Origin of the sequence: Nonomuraea sp. NPDC052116 (assembly GCF_040680035.1) — a bacterium.
Classification (GTDB): domain Bacteria; phylum Actinomycetota; class Actinomycetes; order Streptosporangiales; family Streptosporangiaceae; genus Nonomuraea; species Nonomuraea angiospora_A.
In genome coordinates, this window is record NZ_JBFAWA010000068.1 from 15,293 (window position 1) to 34,059 (window position 18,767).

Genomic DNA, 18,767 nt, shown 5'->3' on the forward strand with positions numbered 1-18,767 from the left:
GCTCACCGCCCGCCCGGAACGCGGAGCCGGCTCCACGGCCGGGGTCCGGCCGCCGCTCGCCGCATCGCGAACTCGTCGTCCGCCACCCGCTCACATACCGCATCCTCGTCCAACCCGAGCATCCGCAGCGCGTTGCCGCCGAGGATCTTCCTCCGGTCGGCGGCGGTCAGTTGCGGGATGCCGTGCTCGGCCAGGACGCGGTCGGGGAACTCGTAGCCGTCGAACGCGGCGAGCAGGGGCGCGGGGTGGCTGAGATTGGCGCCGCTCGCGTACAGCAGCTGGTCGACGCCGGCCGCGCCGATGAGCGTGGCGAGGATCCTGGCGAACGCGTCCGGCCGGACCACCGCATAGGCGAACACCGATTCCAGCGTCGCGTAGAGGTTGCGGTGCCGGGCCAGCAGCGCCGCCGTCTTGTCCAGGAACGCGGCGCCGGCATGCACGATCTGGAAGGTGAGCTCGGGGAACCGCGCCGGCGCGGCCTCCAGGTCGTCGACGTCGAACGCGCCGCGCGGCGCCGGCGGCAGCCAGAGTGCCTTGTGCACGGCGACGTGGCGGATGCCGAGGTCGCGCGCGGCCTCCAGCAGGGGTGTGGCGAAGTCGGGCCCGTCGATCCGCCAGCCCTCTCCCCTGCCGCCGTAGAAGAACGCGGGGTAGAGCTTCAGCCCGTCCACGCCGAACTCGCGAACCTGCCGCTCCAACTGGACGATCGCCGCGTCTGTCACCGGCGTGTCCACGGTGGCGTACAGGCGGAACCGGTCCGGGTGGCGGTCGCGGAAGGCCGCGGCCCGCTCCGGGTCGGTCACGTGCCCCTTCGCGAAGCCGAGGTTCGGTAGCGCGTGGATGACCGCCAGGTCGACCGGGCTCTCCACGAACAGCGCGTCCGCGATGGCTTCGTACGGGAAGTCCGAGAAGAACTCCGCACGGCTGAGCTGGAAGTCCCGGTGCTCTTCGCCGGTGGCGAGCAGGTGCGCGGCGTACACCGACTCCAGCTGCTCGCGGCCGAGCGGGTCCTGGTTGGCGAGCGCGAGATTGTACGGGTGCACCACCGAGTCCACCACGACACCGTCGTCGATCATCCATCCTCCCGTGGGTAAGCCCGGATCAACGGCCCGTTCAGCAGCGCGTCCGCGAGTTTCTCCCCGATCTCGTCCGCCGTCGCGGGGCCGTCGGGCGAGAACCACTCCGGAGTCCAGTTGAGCGCGCCGAGCAGCCCGAACACGACCATCCGCTCGTCAAGACCGGCGTCGAAGACCCCGGCACGCACCCCGGCCCGCAGCGTCTCGGTGAAGAACCGCTCGTACCGGGCGCGCTTGTCCAGCAGTCGGGCCCGGTTCTCGGCTCCCAGGAAGCGCCACTGGTGGAACACGATCAACGTCCGCTCGGGGTTCTCCGCGACGACCCGGACGTGCGCCTTGATCGCCTCCCTCAGCAGCACCCGGGGGTCGTCGCTGAGCGCGCGCACCTCTTCGAGCACGTGGTTGAAGTGGTCGACGCCGCCCTCGATGATGGCGAACAGCAACGACTCCTTGCTGACGATGTGCGCGTACAGGCTTCCCGGGAGCATCCCGACGGCCTTGGCGATGTCGCGCATCGACGTGCCGGTGTAGCCCCGTTCGCCGAACAGGCGCGTCGCCTCCCGGAAGATCGTCGCGTACCCGTCGGACGCCTGCTCCGCTCCCGCAACGATCTCCTGCACAAAACAAATGTTTGTATAGTCCCTTCGCGGGTGTCAAGATGAGACGGGAGTGAGCGCCAATGAAGCATGCGAGCGCGACCACCGCGGCGCAGATCCTCTGGGCCGGAGCCGAGTTCCACGCGGACCGGGCGTGCGTGACCGACCTCGACGCGACGGACGCCGGCGAGACCTTGGGCTACGCGGCCGTGGCGGCCCGCGCGGCGGCCGTCGGGGGCGCGCTGCGCGGGCTCGGCCTGCGGCGCGGCGACCGCGTGGCCGTCCTGCTGCACAACAGCCAGGCGTACGTCGACGTCTTCCTGGGCGCGCTCGCGACCGGGTTGATCGTCGTCCCGCTCAACGTCCGGCTCACCCGGGACGACTACCTGCACATGCTGACCGACTCCGGCTCGCGAGTGCTCGTCACCACGTCCGAGTTCGGCGCGCGACTCCCCCGGGGCGGGGAGGTGCACGGGCTCACCGTCCTGCTGGCCGACGCCTCGCTGCACGATCTGGCGGCGGCCGCGACCCCCCTTCCCGGGCCGGAACCCGCCGGGGAGAGCGACGTCGCCAGCCTCATGTACACCTCGGGAACGACCGGCTCGCCGAAGGCGGTCATGCTCACGCACGCCTCGTGGCGCAGCGTCGCCGGCACGGCCATCGACGTGCTCGGGTTCGCCGACGGAGAGGTGACGTTGCACGTCGCCCCGCTGACGCACGGCGCGGGCTTCCTCTTCCTGCCGACGTTGACGACCGGCGGCCACAACCTGCTCTGCCGCTCCTTCGACGCGGCCCGCACCGCCGCGCTGCTCGGCGGTCACGGCGTCACCGGGATGTTCGTCGTCCCGTCGATGATCAGGATGTTGCTGGACGCCGTACCCGCCGGATTCACGGCCCCGCCGGCCTTCCGCCGCCTGTACTACGCGGGCTCCCCCATCGATCCCGGGACGCTGCGCGAGGCGACCGCCGCGTTCGGCGGGCGCGTCGTCCAGTCGTTCGCGCAGATGGAGTCGCCCATGTTCGTCACGGTGCTCGACCAGGAGGACCACCTCCGCGCGCTCGGCGACCCCGGCCTGCCGCTGGTGCGCTCGGCCGGCAGAGTCCTGCCCGGCGTCGAGCTCCGCGTGGCCGGCGACGACGGCACGCCGCTGCCCGCCGGCGAGCCCGGGGAGATCCTGGCCCGGGCCCCGCAGACGATGGCGGGCTACTGGAACCGGCCCGAGGCCACGGCCGCGGCGCTGCGGGACGGCTGGCTGCACACCGGGGACGTCGGCTACCTGGACGAAGACGGCTATCTCTTCCTGGTGGACCGCAAGAAGGACATGATCGTCACCGGCGGCTCCAACGTCTACGCGCGGGAGGTCGAGGAGGTGCTGCTCACGCTGCCCGGCGTGCGCGAGGCCGCCGTCGTCGGGCTGCCGCACCGCGTCTGGGGCGAGGCGGTGACCGCCGTGCTCGTCGCCGACGACACTCCCCGCGACGAGCAGGAGATCATCGCGGGCTGCCGCGAGAAGCTCGCCGGCTACCGGGTTCCCAAGCGGGTCGTGTGGGTGGACGAGCTGCCCCGCAACGCCTACGGCAAGGTGCTCAAGCGGCGGCTGCGCGACGAGCTCTCCGCACCGGACCCGGCTTGATCCGGGCTCGTTGACACCCAGGGCGGGCCAGGGATAGCTTAAAAACAAATGCTTGTTTGTTATCGAGCCTGAGGAGTGGGCACCTATGACTCAGACGAGATCGGGAACAGAGCTGGCACCAGCCGAACAGCAGTATCCGTTGCCGCCGAGCCTGCTCGACAAGTCCGTCTACACCGACCCCGACCGGTACCGGCGCGAGCTCACCGAGATCTTCCACCACGCGTGGTTCCCCGTGCACCCGTCGTCGGACGTGGCCCGCCCGCGCGACTACGTCGTCTGGGACCAGATCGGGCAGTCGGTCGTGATCACCAGGCTCCCCGACGGCACGGTCAGCGCCTGGCACAACGTGTGCCAGCACCGCGGCGCCCGGCTGGTGAACGGCTCGGGCAACTGCGGCAACGCCCGCTTCACCTGCCCGTGGCACGGCTTCGTGTACGGGCTGGACGGCGCGGTCAGCAGCGTGCCGCTGCGCGGCAGCTTCGACGCGGCCGAACTGGACGGCCTGCGGGCCCCCGCGGTCCGGAACGAGGAGTGGGGCGGGTGGATCTGGCTCTGTTTCTCCGACGACGTGCCGCCCTTGCGCGAGTACCTCGGCGAGATCGGCCAGGAGCTCGCCGGGTACGGGCTGGACGGATTCACCACCAAGTTCCGCACGTCCGTGCGGCTCAAGGCCAACTGGAAGATCGTCGTCGACGGGTTCAACGAGACCTGGCACGTGCCCTTCACCCACAAGGACACGCTCGCCGGGCTCGTCATGTGGCGGGACGCCATTCTCAAGATCACGCCACCGCACACGTGGATGACCCTGCCGATTCGCGGGTTCACCGACAAGGCGATCCACAACGGAGACCACCGCGCCTCACATCTGTGCCACTACCTGGCGTTCCCCAACACGATCTTCAGCTGCTTCCCCACGCATCTGCAGATGTGGAGCGCGTGGCCGATCTCGGTCGGCGAGACGCTGCTCTGCGCGTACGAGGTGGTCGGCCCGCCGCCGAACGGCATGCCGGCGGAGAAGTGGGAGCGCCACAACCGGCGGGACTGGGATCAGTTCCTCGAAGTGCTCGCGGAGGACTCCGCGGTCATCGACGACTTCGCCACCGTGATCGGCTCGCTGGGCTTCACCCGGAACATGTTCAACACGGCAGAGAGCAGGCTGACGGCCTTCCACGAGGAGATCGCGAAGCGGCTGGGAGAGGGAGCGCCGCGATGACCACGATCAAGGTGGACCGCTCGACCTGTCAGGGGTACGGCAACTGCGTGCTCGCGCTGGCGTCGGTCTTCGACCTCGACGAGGAGGGGCTCGTCGTGCTCAGGCGCGACGACGTCGAACCGGGCGGACTGGACGGGTTGCGGCGGGCAGCCTACGACTGCCCGACCGAGTCCATCACGTTCGTCGAGTAGCCGGGGCGGGTGGCACCCGCCCCGGCTACAGGCCCATCTCCTTCGCGATGATGCTGCGCTGGATCTCGTTGGCGCCGCCGCCGACCATGGCGTGCTTGGCCTCGCGGAAATAGCGCTCCATGTCGTACTCGGGCAGCTGGGCGTATCCACCCAGAGCCTGCATGCCGTTGAACGAGGTCTTGAACGCGGTGTCGGCGGCGAACACCTTCGCCATCGACACCTCCTTGAGCGCACGCTCGCCACGGGCCATCCTGGTCGCCGCGTTGTAGACCAGCAGCCGCGCCGCCTCGACCTCGCACTCGTTCTCCGCCATCCGGTGCTTGAGCACCTGGAAGGAGGACAGCGTCCGGCCGAACTGGGTCCGGCTCTTGGTGTACCGGATGGTGTCGTCAAGTGCGGTGCGCGCGTTGCCGACGTAGGACGCCGCCAGGCTCAGCCTCTCGTACTCCAGGTGCTCACCGATGTAGGCCCACCCGGTGCCGGGCTCGCCGATGATGTTCCCCCTCGGCACGCGGACGTCGGTCAGGAAGATCTCGGTGGTGCCGAGGCTGCGGCGGACGATGGTGTTCAGCTTCCGGATGTCCACGCCCGGCGCCGTGTTCGGCACCAGGATGAGGCTCAGGTCCTGGTGCTTGTCCGGGCCGGTACGCGCCAGCACCGTGATGATCGTGTCCGGGAGGTGCGCGCCGGAACAGAAGACCTTGTTGCCGTTGAGCACCCAGTGGTCGCCGTCGGCGACCGCCTTCGTCTGCAGGCTCGCGGCGTCCGACCCGGCGCCCGGCTCGGTGATGGAGATGCTGAACTTCGTGCGGCCCTGCAGGAAACCCGGCAGGTACGCCTCGCGCTGCTCCTCGGTGCCGTGGTTGGCGATGTTCGTCGCGGTGAACATCGAGGTCATCACCGCCGCGGCGAAGTCGAGGCTGTACTTCGCGATCGCCTCGCAGAAGATCGCGTACATCACGGGGTCGGCGTCCAGGCCGCCGTACTGCTCGGGGATCAGCAGGCCGAGCCAGCCTCGGTCGGCGATCTTCCGGTACGCCTCGTCCGGGAACTCGCGGGACTCGTCGTGCTTGCGGATGTACTCCCGGCCTACCTCGCGCTCCATGAAGGCGTGCAGCGTATCGCTCCACAGCTGCTGTTCTTCGGTGAACCGGAAGTCCATCCTCGGCCCCTTCGCCTGTCGTCTCACGCGGTCATGCCCGCGGCGCGCGGGCCGTGGCCTTCACGCTAACCCCGCACATCCGCTCATAACAAGTGTTTGTTTTTGATTCGCGATCGTCTAGGGTGAGCCACGAGCACTGGCGGTCACCTCACTGTCCCGGAGCCGCATCGTGAGCCTGGAGCGTACCTACCGCGACCTTCGTGTCCTGGATCTCAGCGAGAACATCGCAGGCCCGCTGGCCTGCATGATCCTCGGCGACCTCGGCGCCGACGTGGTCAAGGTCGAGCGCCCGGGCACCGGCGAGGCCACGAGGGACCTGCCGCCCCGATGGGACGGCGAGAGCACGGTCTTCCTCGCCATGAACCGCAACAAGCGCAGCGTCGCCCTGGACATCCGCACGCCGGAGGGCCGTGCGGCGGTGCTGCGCGTGGCCCGAGACGTCGACGTCGTCGTGGAGTCCTTCCGCCCGGGCGTGGCCGACCGGCTGGGGCTCGGCTTCGAGCACTTCCGCCGGATGAGCCCGAGCGTGGTGCACTGTTCCGTGAGCGCCTTCGGCGAGCGTCCCCTCGGTCACGACCGGCCCGGCTACGACGCCCTCATCCAGGCGTTCACCGGCATCATGGCGATGACCGGCGAGGAGGGCGGTCGCCCGTCCAGGGCGGCACCGTCGATCGTGGACCTCTCGACCGGGTTGTGGGCCACCATCTCGATCCAGGCCGCGCTCGCCCGGCGTGTCGACGGTCGCGCCGAGCACCTGCGCGCGAGCCTGGTGGACAGCGGGTTCTTCCTCCTGTCCCACCAGATCATGGGTTACCTGGCCAGTGGCGCGTTCCCCGGCAGGCTGGGCTCCGCCGCGCCGAGCACCGCGCCGTACGAGGCGTTCCGCACGGCCGACGGTTCGATCATGATCGCGGCCGCGAGCGACCGGCTGTTCGCGCGGCTGTGCGCCGCGCTCGAACTCGGCCACCTCGTGACCGACGACCGGTTCCGTACGGTGACGGATCGCGTCGTGAACCGGTCCGCGCTGAGCGAGATCGTCGAAGGGCGGCTCCGCACGGCGAAGTCCGAGCACTGGCTGGAGCGCATCACGGCCGAGGGCGTGCCGGTGGGGCCGGTCAACGACCTCGCCGCCGCGCTGGCCCACCCCGTGACCGTCGAGCGCGGCATCGTCCAGGACGCTCTCGACGGCCGGATACCCGGGCTCAAGCAGATCCGGTTGCCCATCGACGAGCACGCCCGGTGCGCGCTGCGCCAGCCCCCGGCGCTCGGCGCGCACACCGAAGAGGTCCTCGCCGAAGCCGGGCTCTCCGAGGCCGAGATCGGCCGGCTCGTCACACAGAAGGTGATGGAAAGGACGGCGCGACAGGGATGAGCAGTGTTGCCCCCGCCGCACGACGAGCGGCGCTCGAAGCCCGGCACCCGGTGTGGGTCCCGCGTACGACCGCTCAACAGCTCGACGTGACCGCGGCCGCGTTCCCCGATCGGCCCGCGATCCTCGGCGAGCGTGTCCACACCTACGCCGAACTGCGGGACTGGACGATCCGGCTGGCCGCCGGGCTGATCGCGGCAGGCGTGGAACCAGGTGACCACGTGGCCGTCGACCTGGCCAACTTCCCGGAGGCCGTCGCACTCAAGTACGCGGTGGCCAGGGTCGGAGCGGTGTCGGTGTCGATCAACTTCCTGCTCCGCCACGAGGAGCTGCGATACGTCCTGGACCAGTCGGACTCCACGATCCTGATCACGATGGACCGGTTCCGGGACCTCGACTACCTCGACGCGCTCGACCGCGTCGCGCCCGGCTGGGCACGCGACGGTGGAGGCGCCGGCCTGCCTCGGCTGCGCGAGGTCTTCGTCATGGGCACGCAGGGGCCGCCGGCCCGCGGCAGGACGCTGGCGGACCTCGTCACCCTGGGCGCGTCCGTCCCGGAGGAGACCGTGCTGCGGCGGACCACGGCCGCCGACCCGCTCTCCTTCTCGGACCTGCTGTACACCTCCGGCACGACCGGGAAGGCCAAGGGCGTGCTGCTGCAGCACGACGCCGTGCTGCGGACCGCCTACGCGAGCGCGTACACGCGCGCTTTCCAGGACGGCCGGCGCATCCTGTTCGCCCTGCCGATCTACCACGTCTTCGGCTACGTCGAGGCCACCGTCGCGGCGTTGTTCGTCGGAGGCGCGATCTGCCCCCACGCGGTGTTCGACGCCGACCGGATGCTCCGGGACGTGTCGGCCCACCGGATCGACGAGCTGATCTGCGTGCCCGCGATGACCTCGGTCGTGCTGGAGAAGGCGCGGTCCGGCGGCTACGACCTGACCTCCCTCACCACGATGTTCTCCTCCGGCGCGGCCCACCACCCGGCGATGTGGCAGGAGATGCTGGCCGTGCTGGGCGTCGACGAGCTGTTCACCGCCTACGGGCAGACCGAGACGACCGCGTCCACCCTGTGCACGCAGCCCGGCGATCCGCTCGACCGGCTGCGGGGGACCAACGGGTGCGTGAAGCCGGCCGGCGTGGCCGGTGAGCCAGACCTCGGCGGCGCGCTCGGCGTCTACCGCGTCATCGACCCGGACACCGGCGCCGAACTGCCTCGCGGCGAGATCGGTGAGCTGGTGGTGCGGGGGCCGCTGGTGACCAGGGGCTACTACGACATGCCGGAGGAGACGGCCGCGTCGTTCACCGCCGACGGCTGGTTACGCACGGGCGACCTCGGCCGGTTCGACGAGCGGGGCTACCTGGCTCTCACCGGGCGCCGCAAGGAGTCCTACCGGTGTGGCGGCGAGCTCGTCATCCCGGGGGAGGTCGAGGCGGTGCTCGCCGAGCACCCTGCCGTGCTCGCCGCGCACGTGGTGGGCATCCCCCACGAGCGCATGGGCGAGGTGGGTTGCGCGTGGATCGTCGCGGCCACCGCTGAACCACCCGACCCCGAGGAGCTCATCGCCTACTGCAGGCAGCGGCTCGCTCGCTTCAAGGTGCCGGCCTCGGTCCTGTTCGCCGCCGCGGACCAGGTGCCGACCACGGTCACCGGGCGGGTCCAGAAGTTCCAGCTCGTGGAACGCGCCGTGCTCGAACTGGGCGTCCGATCAGGCACCCCCTCGCCTGCCGTCGCCCCGAAGTCCGCCGTCGCCCCGAAGTCGGCCGTCACCCCGGCGGTGCGGTCGTGAGCGGCCCGCACGTCGTCCTCGCCGGCGGCGGCCTCGCCGCTGTCCGGACCGCACAGGCCCTGCGCGACCTCGGCCACCATGGCCGGATCACCCTCGTGTCCGAGGAGCTCGACGAACCGTACGACCGGCCGCCGCTGTCCAAGGAGTACCTGCTCGGCACGCGCGGCGCCGACGACCTGCGCCTCGCCACCCGGGACGAGTACACCCGCCAGGACATCCGGCTCGTGCTCGGCCGCGCGGCGGTCGGCCTGGACCTGCGTACCCGGACGCTGACGCTCGCCGACGGCGGCGAGATCGGCTACGACCGGCTGGTCGTGGCCACCGGCGCCCGGCCGCGCCGGCTTCCGGACCTGCCGGAGTCCGGCAGGGTGCACTATCTGCGGACCGCCGCGGACTCCCGGCGGCTGGCCGGCGCGCTCACCGGCGGCGCACGGGTGGCCGTGATCGGCGCCGGGTTCATCGGCCTGGAGGTGGCCTCCGCGGCGCGGCTGCGGGGCTGCCGCGTCACCGTCGTCGAAGCCGCGCCCCAGCCGATGGCGCCGATCATCGGCGCCGAACCCGCGGCCTGGCTACGGCGCCGGCACTCCGAACGTGGCCTGGAGTTCCGCTGCGGGACCACGGTCGAAAGGAGCGAGGAGCGGCCCGGCGAACAGGTCCTGTTCCTCGGCGACGGCACCGTCGTCGAGGCGGACATCGTGGTCGTCGGCATCGGAGTCGTCCGTGACACCGCCTGGCTGGCCGCCGCCGGCCTCGAGACCCACCAGGGCCTGGTGTGCGACGAGGCCGGGCGTACCTCGGCGGTGGACGTCTTCGGGGCGGGCGACATCGTCTGCCGGCACTCGGCGGGACGATGCCGGCCGACCGGCCACTGGACCGCCGCTGCCGACAGCGCGGCCAGGGTCGCCGCGACACTCGCCGGAGTGCCGCACGCCGGCCTCGGCGAGGACGGGTTCTTCTGGTCCGACCAGGCGGACCTGCGGCTCCAGTTCGCCGGCGCCGCGTCCCCGACGGCGACGGTCGTGTCCGGCGACTTCGACAGCGGGAAGTTCGTCGTCCACTACACCGAAGGCGACCGGCTGACCGGGGTCTTCGCCGCCAACGCACCACGCGACTTCCTCCGCGGACGTCTCGCCCTCCGCTCGGCTCTCAAGGAGGTACGGACATGACACCGGCGCTCCGGCTCACCTGCGAACAACACCAGGAGATCATCGACCTCTACGCGCGTTACTCCCATGCCTTCGACGAGGGCCGGGCCGACGAGGTCGCGGCGCTGTTCACCGAGGACGGCGTCTTCGCTCGCGAGGGCGCCGCCCCCGTCGTCGGCAGGGACGGCCTCGCCGCGCTCGTCCGGGCGGCGGCCGAGCGCGCGCCGGGAATGCGGCACGTCGTCAGCGGCATCCTCGTCGAGGCGTCCGAGGAAGGCGCCGTGGGGCAGGCGTACGCGCTCGCCCTCGTCGTGGGCGACGCCGACCTGCGGCTGGCGACCTTCGGCCGCTACGACGACGCGTTCGTACCCACGCCAGAGGGCTGGCGCCTGCGTGTCCGGAGGTTCACGCCGTTCCTCCCGGCGGCATTGGCGAACGCCGTCCTTGCTGTTAACGTTCCTTGAAACAACTGTTTGTTTTTGGCGGAGGTGCCACCATGGCCAGGATCAATCCGTCGTTCGACGAGTACTCCAAGAGATATGAGAACGTCCGTCTCGAGCGCGAGGACGGCATTCTCCAGGTGACCGTCCACACCGGCGGCGGCAGTCTCGTGTGGACCAGCCAGGCACACGACGAGCTCGCGTACGCCTTCACCGACATCGCCTGCGACCCGGAGAACAAGGTCGTGCTGCTGACCGGCGCGGGCGACGCCTTCTGCGCCGAGATCGACTTCTCCAGCTTCAACCTCGGCACCGCCGCCGACTGGGCGCACATCATGTTCGAGGGCCAGCGGCTGCTCACGAACCTGATGAACATCGAGGTGCCGGTGGTGGCCGCGATCAACGGGCCGGCGCTGATCCACCCGGAGATCCCGATCCTGTCCGACATCATCGTCGCGGCGGACACGGTCAGGTTCAAGGACGGCCCGCACTTCCCATCCGGCATCGTGCCCGGCGACGGGGCGCACCTCGTCTGGACCCATGTGCTGGGCTCGACCCGCGGTCGCTACTTCCTGCTCACCGGCCAGGAACTGGACGCCCGGCAGGCCCTGGACTGGGGCGTGGTGAACGAGGTCGTCCCCGCCGGCCAGGTGCTGACGCGGGCCCGCGAGCTCGCCGCCGACATCGCGGCGAAGCCCGACCTGGCCCGGCGATTCGCCCGCGCGGTGCTCACCCGGGAGATCAAGCGGCTGCTCCACGACCAGCTCGGGTACGGGCTGGCGCACGAGGCGCTGGCGGCGTTGAGCCTGTGACCGCCACCTTCAACCGGCTCCGACGCCACTTCGAGGACTTCTCCGTCGGCGACACGGCGGTCTCCCCGGGCCGGACGGTCGATATCTCGGACATCTCCGCGTTCGCCGGCCTCACCGGGGATCACTACCCCCTGCACGTGGACGAGGAGTACTGCCGCGGCACCCGCTTCGGCGGCCGGATCGCCCACGGCCCGCTCACCTTCAGCCTGGCCGTGGGCCAGGTCGCCCTGTCGGGTTTCCTCGGCGACGCGATCGTGGCGCTCCTCGAATGCCAGAACATGCGTGCGCTGGCGCCGGTGTTCCCCGGCGACACCATCCGCGTGCGGGTCGAGGTCGCCGGGACCGAGGACGGCAGGCCCAGGTACGGCGTGCTGCGGCTCGACTACGCCGTACTGAACCAGAGGGACGAGGAGGTCATGCGCTTCCGCATGGTGCTGCTCGCCCGCCGCCGCAGCGAGCCCGGCCGGAGAGAGAAGGGAGACCCTGGTGAGTGATGCTGACGAGGCCGCGTTCATCGGCGTCGGCGAGCTGCCGTCGGGACGGCACCCGAACCGGCCGTTCATGGGCTCGCTGGTCGACGTGGCCGTGGCCGCGGTGCGGGACGCGGGCAGATCGATGTCCGATATCGACACCATCCTGCTCATCCCCTGCCTGCATTCCCCCGCCGACCAGGCCGACCTGGTGTTCTCCCGCGTGGTCGAAGAGCTCGGGCTGAACGGCCGCGCCAAGGCGAGCTACATGATCCACTCGGGCGGGTCCACGAGCGACAACACGATGCGCACCGCCGCCGGCCTGATCGCGAGCGGGCACGCCCGCAACATCCTGGTCCTGCAGGCGGAGAAGTGGGGCTCGGCACCGGTCGACGAGATGATCGACATGCTGACCGCGAACGGCATCCCGCGCGAATGGGAGAAACCGTCCGGGCTGTCGTTCAACGCGGTCGGCGCGCTCATCACCCGTCGCTACATGGCCGCGAGCGGCTCCACCGCCGCCGAGATGGCGTCGGTGTGCGTCGCGCTGCGCGCGTGGGCCCGGCTCAACCCGAACGCCATGTACAAGGACAAACCTCTGACGGTCGATCAGGTTCTCGCCTCCAAGATGGTCTGCGACCCGCTGCACGCGCTGGAGTGCCCGATGCTCGCCGACGGCGCGGTCGGCTTCGTGCTGACGAGTGCCGCCCTGGCACGGCGCTCTCACGACCGTTGGGTGCGGATCGCCGGATCCGGTGGCCGCGTGTCCCACTACAGCATCGGCCAGGAGCGCGACCTGGCCGTGCTCGGCTGGCCGGAGGCCGCGGCCGAGGCGTACGAGCAGGCGGGCTGGGGAGCGGACGACGCCGACCTCGCCGAGGTGTACGACTCCTATCCCGCCGTACTCAGCATCGCTCTCGAGGGCCTCGGGCTGGCCAAACCCGGAGAGGCGGCCAGGACGTTCGCCGCCGGCGGCTACTCACCCGGCGGCCGGCTGCCCGTCAACACCAACGGCGGTCTGCTCTCCGCGGGCCACACCGGCGTCGGCGGCGGCACGGCGTTGCTGGCCGAGGCGGTTCGCCAGCTGCTGGGCAGGGCGGGGCCGGACCGGCAGATCCCCGGCGCGAGCCGTGCGGTCTGCGGCGGCTCCGGCGGGACCTACATGGACAGTCAGGTGCTCCTGCTGGAGGGGGTGACACGATGAGCGACCCGGGCATGGAGCCGCTCACCCGTCCCTACTACGACGCGCTCGGTCGCGGTGAGCTGCTCATTCAGCACTGCGGGAGCTGCGGCCGCGACACCATGTACCCGCGCCACCGCTGCCCGTTCTGCTACGAGGCCGAGCTCGGATGGGTCCGGGCGTCGGGCGCGGGGGTGCTGCACAGCTTCGCGGTGACCCGGTTCGGGGCGCCGACCGGGTTCGAGTCGCAGACCCCGTACGCGCTGGGGGTGGTCAAGCTCGCCGAGGGCGTACAGGTGCTGGGCCGGTTGTGGCCCGACGGGGACGGCGGGTGGGGCGCCTACAGGTGCGACGCGCCGGTGCGTTTCCGGCCGGCGTCCGAGGACGAGATCGCGCGGCGGCCGGTGCCCTGGTTCGCGGTGGTGCACCAGTGAGCAAAGTGCTGATCGCCGGTGTCGGCATGATCCCCTTCGGGCGGGACGTACGGCGCAGCGAGCGGATGATGGCCGAGGCCGTCACGGAGCTGGCACTCAAGGACGCCGGCGTGACCGCCTCCGAGGTGGGGCGGGTGTTCCTGGCCAACGCCGCGGCCGGGCTGGTGTCCGGCCAGGAGATGATCCGCGGCCAGGTCGCGTTGCAGTCCACGGGCCTGGCCGGCGTGCCGCTGGTGAACGTGGAGAACGCGTGCGCCTCCAGCAGCTCGGCCGCCGTCCTGGCGTTCGAGTCGGTGCTGGCGGGACGGTGTGACCTCGCGCTCGTCATCGGCGTCGAGAAGCTGTCGCACGAGGACAGGTCCCGCACCTTCGACGCGTTGCGGGGAGCCACCGACGTCGGCGCGTCCCCCCGCCCCGAGCCGGACAGACCCGCCTCGAACTCCGTGTTCGTGAACGTCTACGCGGAGGAGGCCAAGCGCTATCTGGCCGAGCACGACGCCGGCATCGAGGACTTCGCCGCCGTCGCGGTGAAGAACCGCGGGCACGCCGCCCTCAACCCGCTCGCCCAGTACCGCACGCCGCAGACGATCGAGGAGGTCCTGCACGGCCGGATGGTCGTCGACCCGCTGACCCTGCCCATGTGCTCGCCCACCACCGACGGCGCAGCCGCGCTGGTGCTGTGCTCGGAGGACTACGCCCGCCGCTCCGGCGTCACCGGCTGCGAGATCCGGGCGACCCGCCTGGCCGCCGGGCGCGGCCAGGGCTCCCAGCCGGTCGCGGCGGCCGCGGCCGCCGCGTTCGAGGACGCGGGCATGGGGATCGACGACATCGACGTGCTGGAGCTGCACGACGCGGCCGCCCCGGCCGAGATCCTCCAGTACGCCGAGATCGGGCTGTGCGCGCCCGGCGAGGGGCACCTCCTGGCGCGTTCGGGCGCCACCGCGCTCGGCGGCCGGCTGCCGGTCAACGTCAGCGGCGGGCTGATGAGCCGGGGCCACCCGATCGGCGCCACCGGCTGCGCGCAGCTCGTGGAGATCTACGACCAGCTCACCGGCCGGGCCGGACGCAGGCAGGTCGCGGGCGCCCGGACCGGTATGGCCGTCAACGCGGGCGGCTGGCTCGCGGGCGCGTACGCGGCGTGCGTCGCGACCATCCTCGTGAAGGGCGGCTGAGCGATGGCGGCCACCGAGCTGGAGACGCTCTACTACGAGCGGGCGGCCGACGGCGTCGTCCTGCTGACCCTGAACAGGCCGGAGCGGGGCAACGGGGTGGTCCCCGAGATGGCGGCGGACCTGCTGGCCGCCCTCACCGACCTCGAACGCGACACCGCGGTCCGCTGCCTGGTGATCACCGGAGCGGGACGGCAGTTCTCCGCAGGCGCCGATCTCAAGGCCATGCGCGCCTACCTCGACGAGGTTTTCCCGACCACCCGGGAGCCCTACAACGCGCGCGTGCTCTTCCCGGTGACCCAGCGCCTCGTCGCGTCCCGGTTGCCGGCCATCGCCGCGATCAACGGCGGCGCCACCGCGGGCGGCCTGGACTTCGCGCTCGCCTGCGACATCCGCATCTGCTCCACGGCGGCCAAACTCGGCGAGACGTACATCAACCTGGGTCTGCCTCCTGGAAACGGGGGGTCGTGGTTCCTCCCCCGGCTCGTCGGCTCCGGCCTGGCCGCCGAACTCGCGCTCACCGGCGAGATCGTGGACGCGCGACGAGCGTTGGAGATCGGCCTGGTCAACCGGGTCGTCGAGCCGGAGGAGCTGATCCCCGCCGCCGTCGAGCTGGGAGCCCGCATCGCGGCCAAGCCGTGGCGGGCTCTCGAAGCCACCAAGAACGCCCTGCGCTCGACCTGGCAGGTCGATCTCGCCACCTCGATGAGCAGCGGCTACTGGGCGGTCTCGGCGCTGCACCACGGCCCCGATCTGGAGGAGGGCATCGACGCGTTCCTCGAACGCAGACCTCCACGGTTCGATCGCGGCTGACCGGCCGAGGACCGTACAATCAGTTGTTAACCGAACGTGGGAGGACGGTTGGCAACGCGGAAGGAAGGACGGGTCAAGAGCGGGCCCGTGTCCCTGGCGAGCATCGAAGCGGCGGCGATCAAGCTCTTCAGCGAGAAGACCTACCCGGTCGTGGGCATGCGGGACATCAGTGACGCCGTCGGGCTCCTGCCGGGCAGCCTCTACGTGCACATCAGTAAGAAGGAGGACCTGCTCCAGCGCATCGTGGAGGACGGCATCCAGCGTTACCTGGACGCGATCGAGCCGGTGGTGGAGTCGGACCAGACCGCACCGGAGCGCCTTCGCGGCGCGATCAACGCGCACATGAGCGTCCTCGCCGAGTCCCTGGAGCAGACCCGCGTCGCCTTCCACCAGTGGACCTATCTCGCCCCCACCGGCAAGCGCCGCGTCGTCAAGCTCCGCCGCCGCTATGACGCCCTCTTCTCGCAGATCATCGACGAGGGCATCGAGGCCGGCGAGTTCCGGGCGGTCAAGAGCGCACGGGTGACGGTGCTCGCCATCATCGGCATGCTCAACTCGGCCACCGAGTGGTTCTCCCCCAACGGCGAGCTCACGGCCGAGCAGATCGCCGAGGTCCTCACCGACGGGGTGCTCACCGGCCTACAGGCTTGAGACCCACGAGTGTGAACAAATAGTTGTTCACCTGGAGTACACGCACCCCGCTCACGGCCTTCGAGGAATGGGCGCGCGCAACCGGGGATCCGCGTCGGCTCTCCTGCCAAGGCCGCAACACCACCGGCCGCCCGGCCCTGGGGCGTGGCCGACATGATCAGATGGGTGAGGGATCGTGGTTGCGGAGCCTCACCCGCAGCTCGTCGGCGGTGCGGTGCCCCAGTTCGTCCAGGATGGCCAGCGAGAGGCGCCACGAGTCCACCGCCTGGGCGGGCCGACCGGCGGCGTGGAGCGAGTCACCGAGGTGGAGCAGGATTTCGGCCTCGTCGTAGCGGTGCCCGAGAGCGCGGCACGAGGTGAGAGCACGCCGGTGGTGCGCGATCGCGTCCTGGAGGTCGCCCCGATGATGGTGGATCTTGCCCAGCGTGTCCAGGACATGGCCCTGGCCGGACTTGTCGCCCAATTCGGTGGCGAGGGCCAGCGCCTTCTCGCCGGCCCGGAGTGCTCGCTCGTAGTCGCCGAGCGCGCACCGGCACCAGCCGATCAGGTTCAGGACGTAGGCTTCGGTGGCGGTGAGACGAGCCCTGCGAAGAGGATCGAGGGCCGCCTGCGCATGCCGCAGGGCCTCCTCCACGCGTCCCCCATGAACGCAGGCCAGAGCGATGTCGAAGAGGGAGAATCCTTCCTCGGCCAGCGCGCGCTCGCGCGCCGCGAACAGCTCCCGGCCGTAGGCGCGCAGCGTCTCGCTGTCGCGGTGGATCCGGCCGAACAGCGCCAGGTCACCGGCCGGCTCGGCACGCAGCAGCCGGCTCAGCGCGACCAGCGCCCGCCCGCCGGGCGGGCGCTGCCGCACGACCTCGGCGGGGTCGCCGGCCAGCAGCGGCTCGTGCTCGAAGAACAGCTGCTCCTTGGTGGGGAAGTGGTTGAACACGGTCTTGGCCGACACGTCGGCCGCCTCCGCGACCTCGTTGACCGTGACCGCGTCGAACCCCCGCAGGGCGAACAGGCGCAGCGCCGCGTCCGCCATGGCGCGCCGGGTCTCGGCCTTCTTCCGCTCACGGCGGCCCTGCGGCTGCTGGATCAGCATGCGGCGATATTACATCGGCATAATCCTTTCAGCCGCTGAATTTTTACGTCAGGACGCCTCCCGCCGGCGTGAACCTCCCGGCTCGTTCACGGCAGCACGTGCCTCGCGGTGAAGCCCAGCACCCGCTCGGCGGCGCGCAGGTCGACCGGAACGGCACGGCCGGGCAGCGGCGCCCGCCGCTCGCTGCCGGGGTGGAACGCGGCCAGCAGTTCCTCGGTCGGCTCGGACATCAGCGTGTCGGGTGCGGCGACGGTGAGCACGTGGTGGCCCTCGATCGGGCGCGTGACCGCCAGCCAGGCCGCCCGCGCGGCGTCCCGGACGTCCAGGTAGCACCACAGCTCCCCGGCTCCGGCGGCCCGGTCGGCGGCCCACTCCTCCGCCGTGCGCCGGAGCTTGTCCTCCGGCCCGCCCAGCCGGGGGAAGCGCAGCGCGACGGTCGTCATCCCGTGCCGGCGGCTCATCATGGCCGCCGTGAGCTCGTCGGCCTGCTTGGACAGCCCGTACGGGTCCTCGACCTGCAACGGGATGTCCTCGTCGACGGGCACGTAGGCCGGGTGCAGCACCCGGTCCGCCCAGGCCAGCCCCAGGACCGACATGCTGCTGGCGATGGCGGCACGCCGCACACCAGCACGCCCGGCCTCCTCCAGCACCACGAACGTGGCCCTGGTGTTACCGCAGAAGACCTCCTCCGGCGTGCCCAGCACGGGCGCGGGGAGCGCGGCGAGGTGGATCACGGCGTCCACGCCGTCCAGCGCCTTCCGCACGATCTCCGGATCGCCCGCGCTGCCCACCACCATGCGATCGAGCGGCAGGCCGTCGGGACCGCGCAGGTCCAGGCCCGTCACCGCCACCTGATGGCGCGCGAGGAGATCGAGGGTGGCCCGGCCGACGCTTCCCGCCGCCCCCGTCACCAGCACCCGCCGTGGAAAGCCGGTCATGTACTCCCCAACGTGCAAACCGATTTGTGAGACGCAGCATGACGGACGAGGCCAGGAGCGTCAAGGTGGCTATAGCGACTGTAAGTTTTGCGTCAAGGAAGTGTATTCCGCCCGCCTGGCCCGAGGACAGCACCCAGTGCGGCGACTCCGAAGTCGGCGGTAAGGAGGCCCGCCGCAACTCTCCGTTCGGCGGCCAGGCGGACGTGGGGACGATTCAATGCCACGAAGCCGACCTGCGCAAGACGGTGGAGCGCTCCAGGCACAAAATTGCGGATAAATGTTGATTTTTTACGGATCTTCATCGCCATCAACCATTCATCGACCGAAGTGACATCTTCTTGACAGCCACATTACGGCGCGGTAAGCATCTCTATTGAGCCCATTTGTCGGAAAATCTCACTGCCAAAACGTCAAGCGCAACCTGGGGCAGCACCCCCAGCCCTACCAGCAAAGCGCGGTCGGCGCGCGCCTTGCCTGACGTCCCCCCGGTCAGGAAAGGAAGCCCATGTCTGCGTGGTCGAGGCTGCTCGTCGCGGCGTCGCTGGTGCTCACCAGCGCGGCGGCGATGGACATCCCTCCCGGCGACTATCAGCAGGT

Annotated in this window: 19 protein-coding genes; 14 read left to right on the forward strand and 5 right to left on the reverse strand. The window is 70.8% G+C overall.

Going from position 1 to position 18,767, the window contains the following annotated elements; translation table 11 throughout:
- Positions 1 to 2: 2 nt before the first annotated feature.
- On the reverse strand, positions 3 to 1,076 hold the full coding sequence (locus AB0L65_RS60740) for an amidohydrolase family protein (protein WP_364266466.1): 1,074 nt from the start codon (positions 1,074 to 1,076) through the stop codon (positions 3 to 5).
- Positions 1,073 to 1,696 carry a TetR/AcrR family transcriptional regulator gene (locus AB0L65_RS60745; protein WP_364266469.1) on the reverse strand — a complete coding sequence of 208 codons (624 nt, stop codon included), beginning with the start codon at positions 1,694 to 1,696 and terminating at the stop codon, positions 1,073 to 1,075. Before AB0L65_RS60745 ends, AB0L65_RS60740 begins: the two co-directional genes overlap by 4 nt.
- Positions 1,697 to 1,755: 59 nt before the next feature.
- Here AB0L65_RS60745 and AB0L65_RS60750 point away from each other — a divergent pair, with 59 nt between their 5' ends.
- The 3 genes from AB0L65_RS60750 (at position 1,756) to AB0L65_RS60760 (ending at position 4,710) form a co-directional block, all read left to right on the forward strand.
- Positions 1,756 to 3,306: an AMP-binding protein gene (locus AB0L65_RS60750; RefSeq protein WP_364266473.1), complete on the forward strand. Its 1,551-nt coding sequence runs from the start codon at positions 1,756 to 1,758 to the stop codon at positions 3,304 to 3,306.
- A gap of 85 nt (positions 3,307 to 3,391) precedes the next feature.
- Complete coding sequence (locus tag AB0L65_RS60755) at positions 3,392 to 4,519, forward strand: aromatic ring-hydroxylating dioxygenase subunit alpha (RefSeq protein WP_364266476.1); 1,128 nt, start codon at positions 3,392 to 3,394, stop codon at positions 4,517 to 4,519.
- Complete coding sequence (locus AB0L65_RS60760) at positions 4,516 to 4,710, forward strand: ferredoxin (RefSeq protein ID WP_364266479.1); 195 nt, start codon at positions 4,516 to 4,518, stop codon at positions 4,708 to 4,710. Before AB0L65_RS60755 ends, AB0L65_RS60760 begins: the two co-directional genes overlap by 4 nt.
- Positions 4,711 to 4,735: 25 nt before the next feature.
- On the opposite strand, the gene AB0L65_RS60765 is transcribed toward AB0L65_RS60760, so the two are convergent.
- On the reverse strand, positions 4,736 to 5,872 hold the full coding sequence (locus tag AB0L65_RS60765) for an acyl-CoA dehydrogenase family protein (RefSeq protein WP_364266482.1): 1,137 nt from the start codon (positions 5,870 to 5,872) through the stop codon (positions 4,736 to 4,738).
- A gap of 169 nt (positions 5,873 to 6,041) precedes the next feature.
- Between AB0L65_RS60765 and AB0L65_RS60770 the strand changes: the two genes are divergently transcribed.
- From AB0L65_RS60770 to AB0L65_RS60820, 11 genes are read left to right on the forward strand one after another with little or no spacing between them, the layout of a single operon-like run.
- Positions 6,042 to 7,244: a CoA transferase gene (locus AB0L65_RS60770; RefSeq protein WP_364266485.1), complete on the forward strand. Its 1,203-nt coding sequence runs from the start codon at positions 6,042 to 6,044 to the stop codon at positions 7,242 to 7,244.
- The gene (locus AB0L65_RS60775; protein ID WP_364266488.1) at positions 7,241 to 9,031 is read left to right on the forward strand and encodes an AMP-binding protein; all 1,791 of its coding nucleotides are present in this window, start codon (positions 7,241 to 7,243) and stop codon (positions 9,029 to 9,031) included. Before AB0L65_RS60770 ends, AB0L65_RS60775 begins: the two co-directional genes overlap by 4 nt.
- Entirely contained in the window at positions 9,028 to 10,197 is a 1,170-nt protein-coding gene (locus AB0L65_RS60780) for an FAD-dependent oxidoreductase (RefSeq protein WP_364266491.1), read from the forward strand. Before AB0L65_RS60775 ends, AB0L65_RS60780 begins: the two co-directional genes overlap by 4 nt.
- Positions 10,194 to 10,640 carry a nuclear transport factor 2 family protein gene (locus AB0L65_RS60785; RefSeq protein ID WP_364266494.1) on the forward strand — a complete coding sequence of 149 codons (447 nt, stop codon included), beginning with the start codon at positions 10,194 to 10,196 and terminating at the stop codon, positions 10,638 to 10,640. The genes AB0L65_RS60780 and AB0L65_RS60785 overlap by 4 nt, the downstream gene beginning before the upstream one ends.
- A gap of 32 nt (positions 10,641 to 10,672) precedes the next feature.
- On the forward strand, positions 10,673 to 11,428 hold the full coding sequence (locus tag AB0L65_RS60790) for an enoyl-CoA hydratase/isomerase family protein (RefSeq protein ID WP_364266497.1): 756 nt from the start codon (positions 10,673 to 10,675) through the stop codon (positions 11,426 to 11,428).
- Positions 11,425 to 11,922, forward strand: coding sequence for a MaoC/PaaZ C-terminal domain-containing protein (locus tag AB0L65_RS60795; RefSeq protein WP_364266500.1), 498 nt, complete (start codon positions 11,425 to 11,427; stop codon positions 11,920 to 11,922). Before AB0L65_RS60790 ends, AB0L65_RS60795 begins: the two co-directional genes overlap by 4 nt.
- Positions 11,915 to 13,102, forward strand: a complete 1,188-nt coding sequence (locus tag AB0L65_RS60800) for a thiolase family protein (protein WP_364266503.1) — start codon at positions 11,915 to 11,917, stop codon at positions 13,100 to 13,102. Before AB0L65_RS60795 ends, AB0L65_RS60800 begins: the two co-directional genes overlap by 8 nt.
- Positions 13,099 to 13,512, forward strand: a complete 414-nt coding sequence (locus tag AB0L65_RS60805; RefSeq protein ID WP_364266506.1) for an OB-fold domain-containing protein — start codon at positions 13,099 to 13,101, stop codon at positions 13,510 to 13,512. The genes AB0L65_RS60800 and AB0L65_RS60805 overlap by 4 nt, the downstream gene beginning before the upstream one ends.
- Entirely contained in the window at positions 13,509 to 14,684 is a 1,176-nt protein-coding gene (locus AB0L65_RS60810) for a thiolase family protein (protein WP_364266509.1), read from the forward strand. The genes AB0L65_RS60805 and AB0L65_RS60810 overlap by 4 nt, the downstream gene beginning before the upstream one ends.
- Before the next feature lie 3 nt (positions 14,685 to 14,687).
- Positions 14,688 to 15,494: an enoyl-CoA hydratase-related protein gene (locus AB0L65_RS60815; RefSeq protein WP_364266511.1), complete on the forward strand. Its 807-nt coding sequence runs from the start codon at positions 14,688 to 14,690 to the stop codon at positions 15,492 to 15,494.
- 48 nt (positions 15,495 to 15,542) lie between these two features.
- A complete protein-coding gene (locus tag AB0L65_RS60820; protein ID WP_364266514.1) occupies positions 15,543 to 16,145 on the forward strand; it encodes a TetR/AcrR family transcriptional regulator in 603 nt (200 codons plus the stop codon).
- 157 nt (positions 16,146 to 16,302) lie between these two features.
- Here the strand turns inward: AB0L65_RS60820 and AB0L65_RS60825 are convergent, their stop codons facing one another.
- Complete coding sequence (locus tag AB0L65_RS60825; RefSeq protein ID WP_364266517.1) at positions 16,303 to 17,232, reverse strand: tetratricopeptide repeat protein; 930 nt, start codon at positions 17,230 to 17,232, stop codon at positions 16,303 to 16,305.
- Positions 17,233 to 17,318: 86 nt separating this feature from the next.
- The gene (locus tag AB0L65_RS60830) at positions 17,319 to 18,170 is read right to left on the reverse strand and encodes an NAD(P)-dependent oxidoreductase (RefSeq protein ID WP_364266520.1); all 852 of its coding nucleotides are present in this window, start codon (positions 18,168 to 18,170) and stop codon (positions 17,319 to 17,321) included.
- Positions 18,171 to 18,767: the final 597 nt, after the last annotated feature.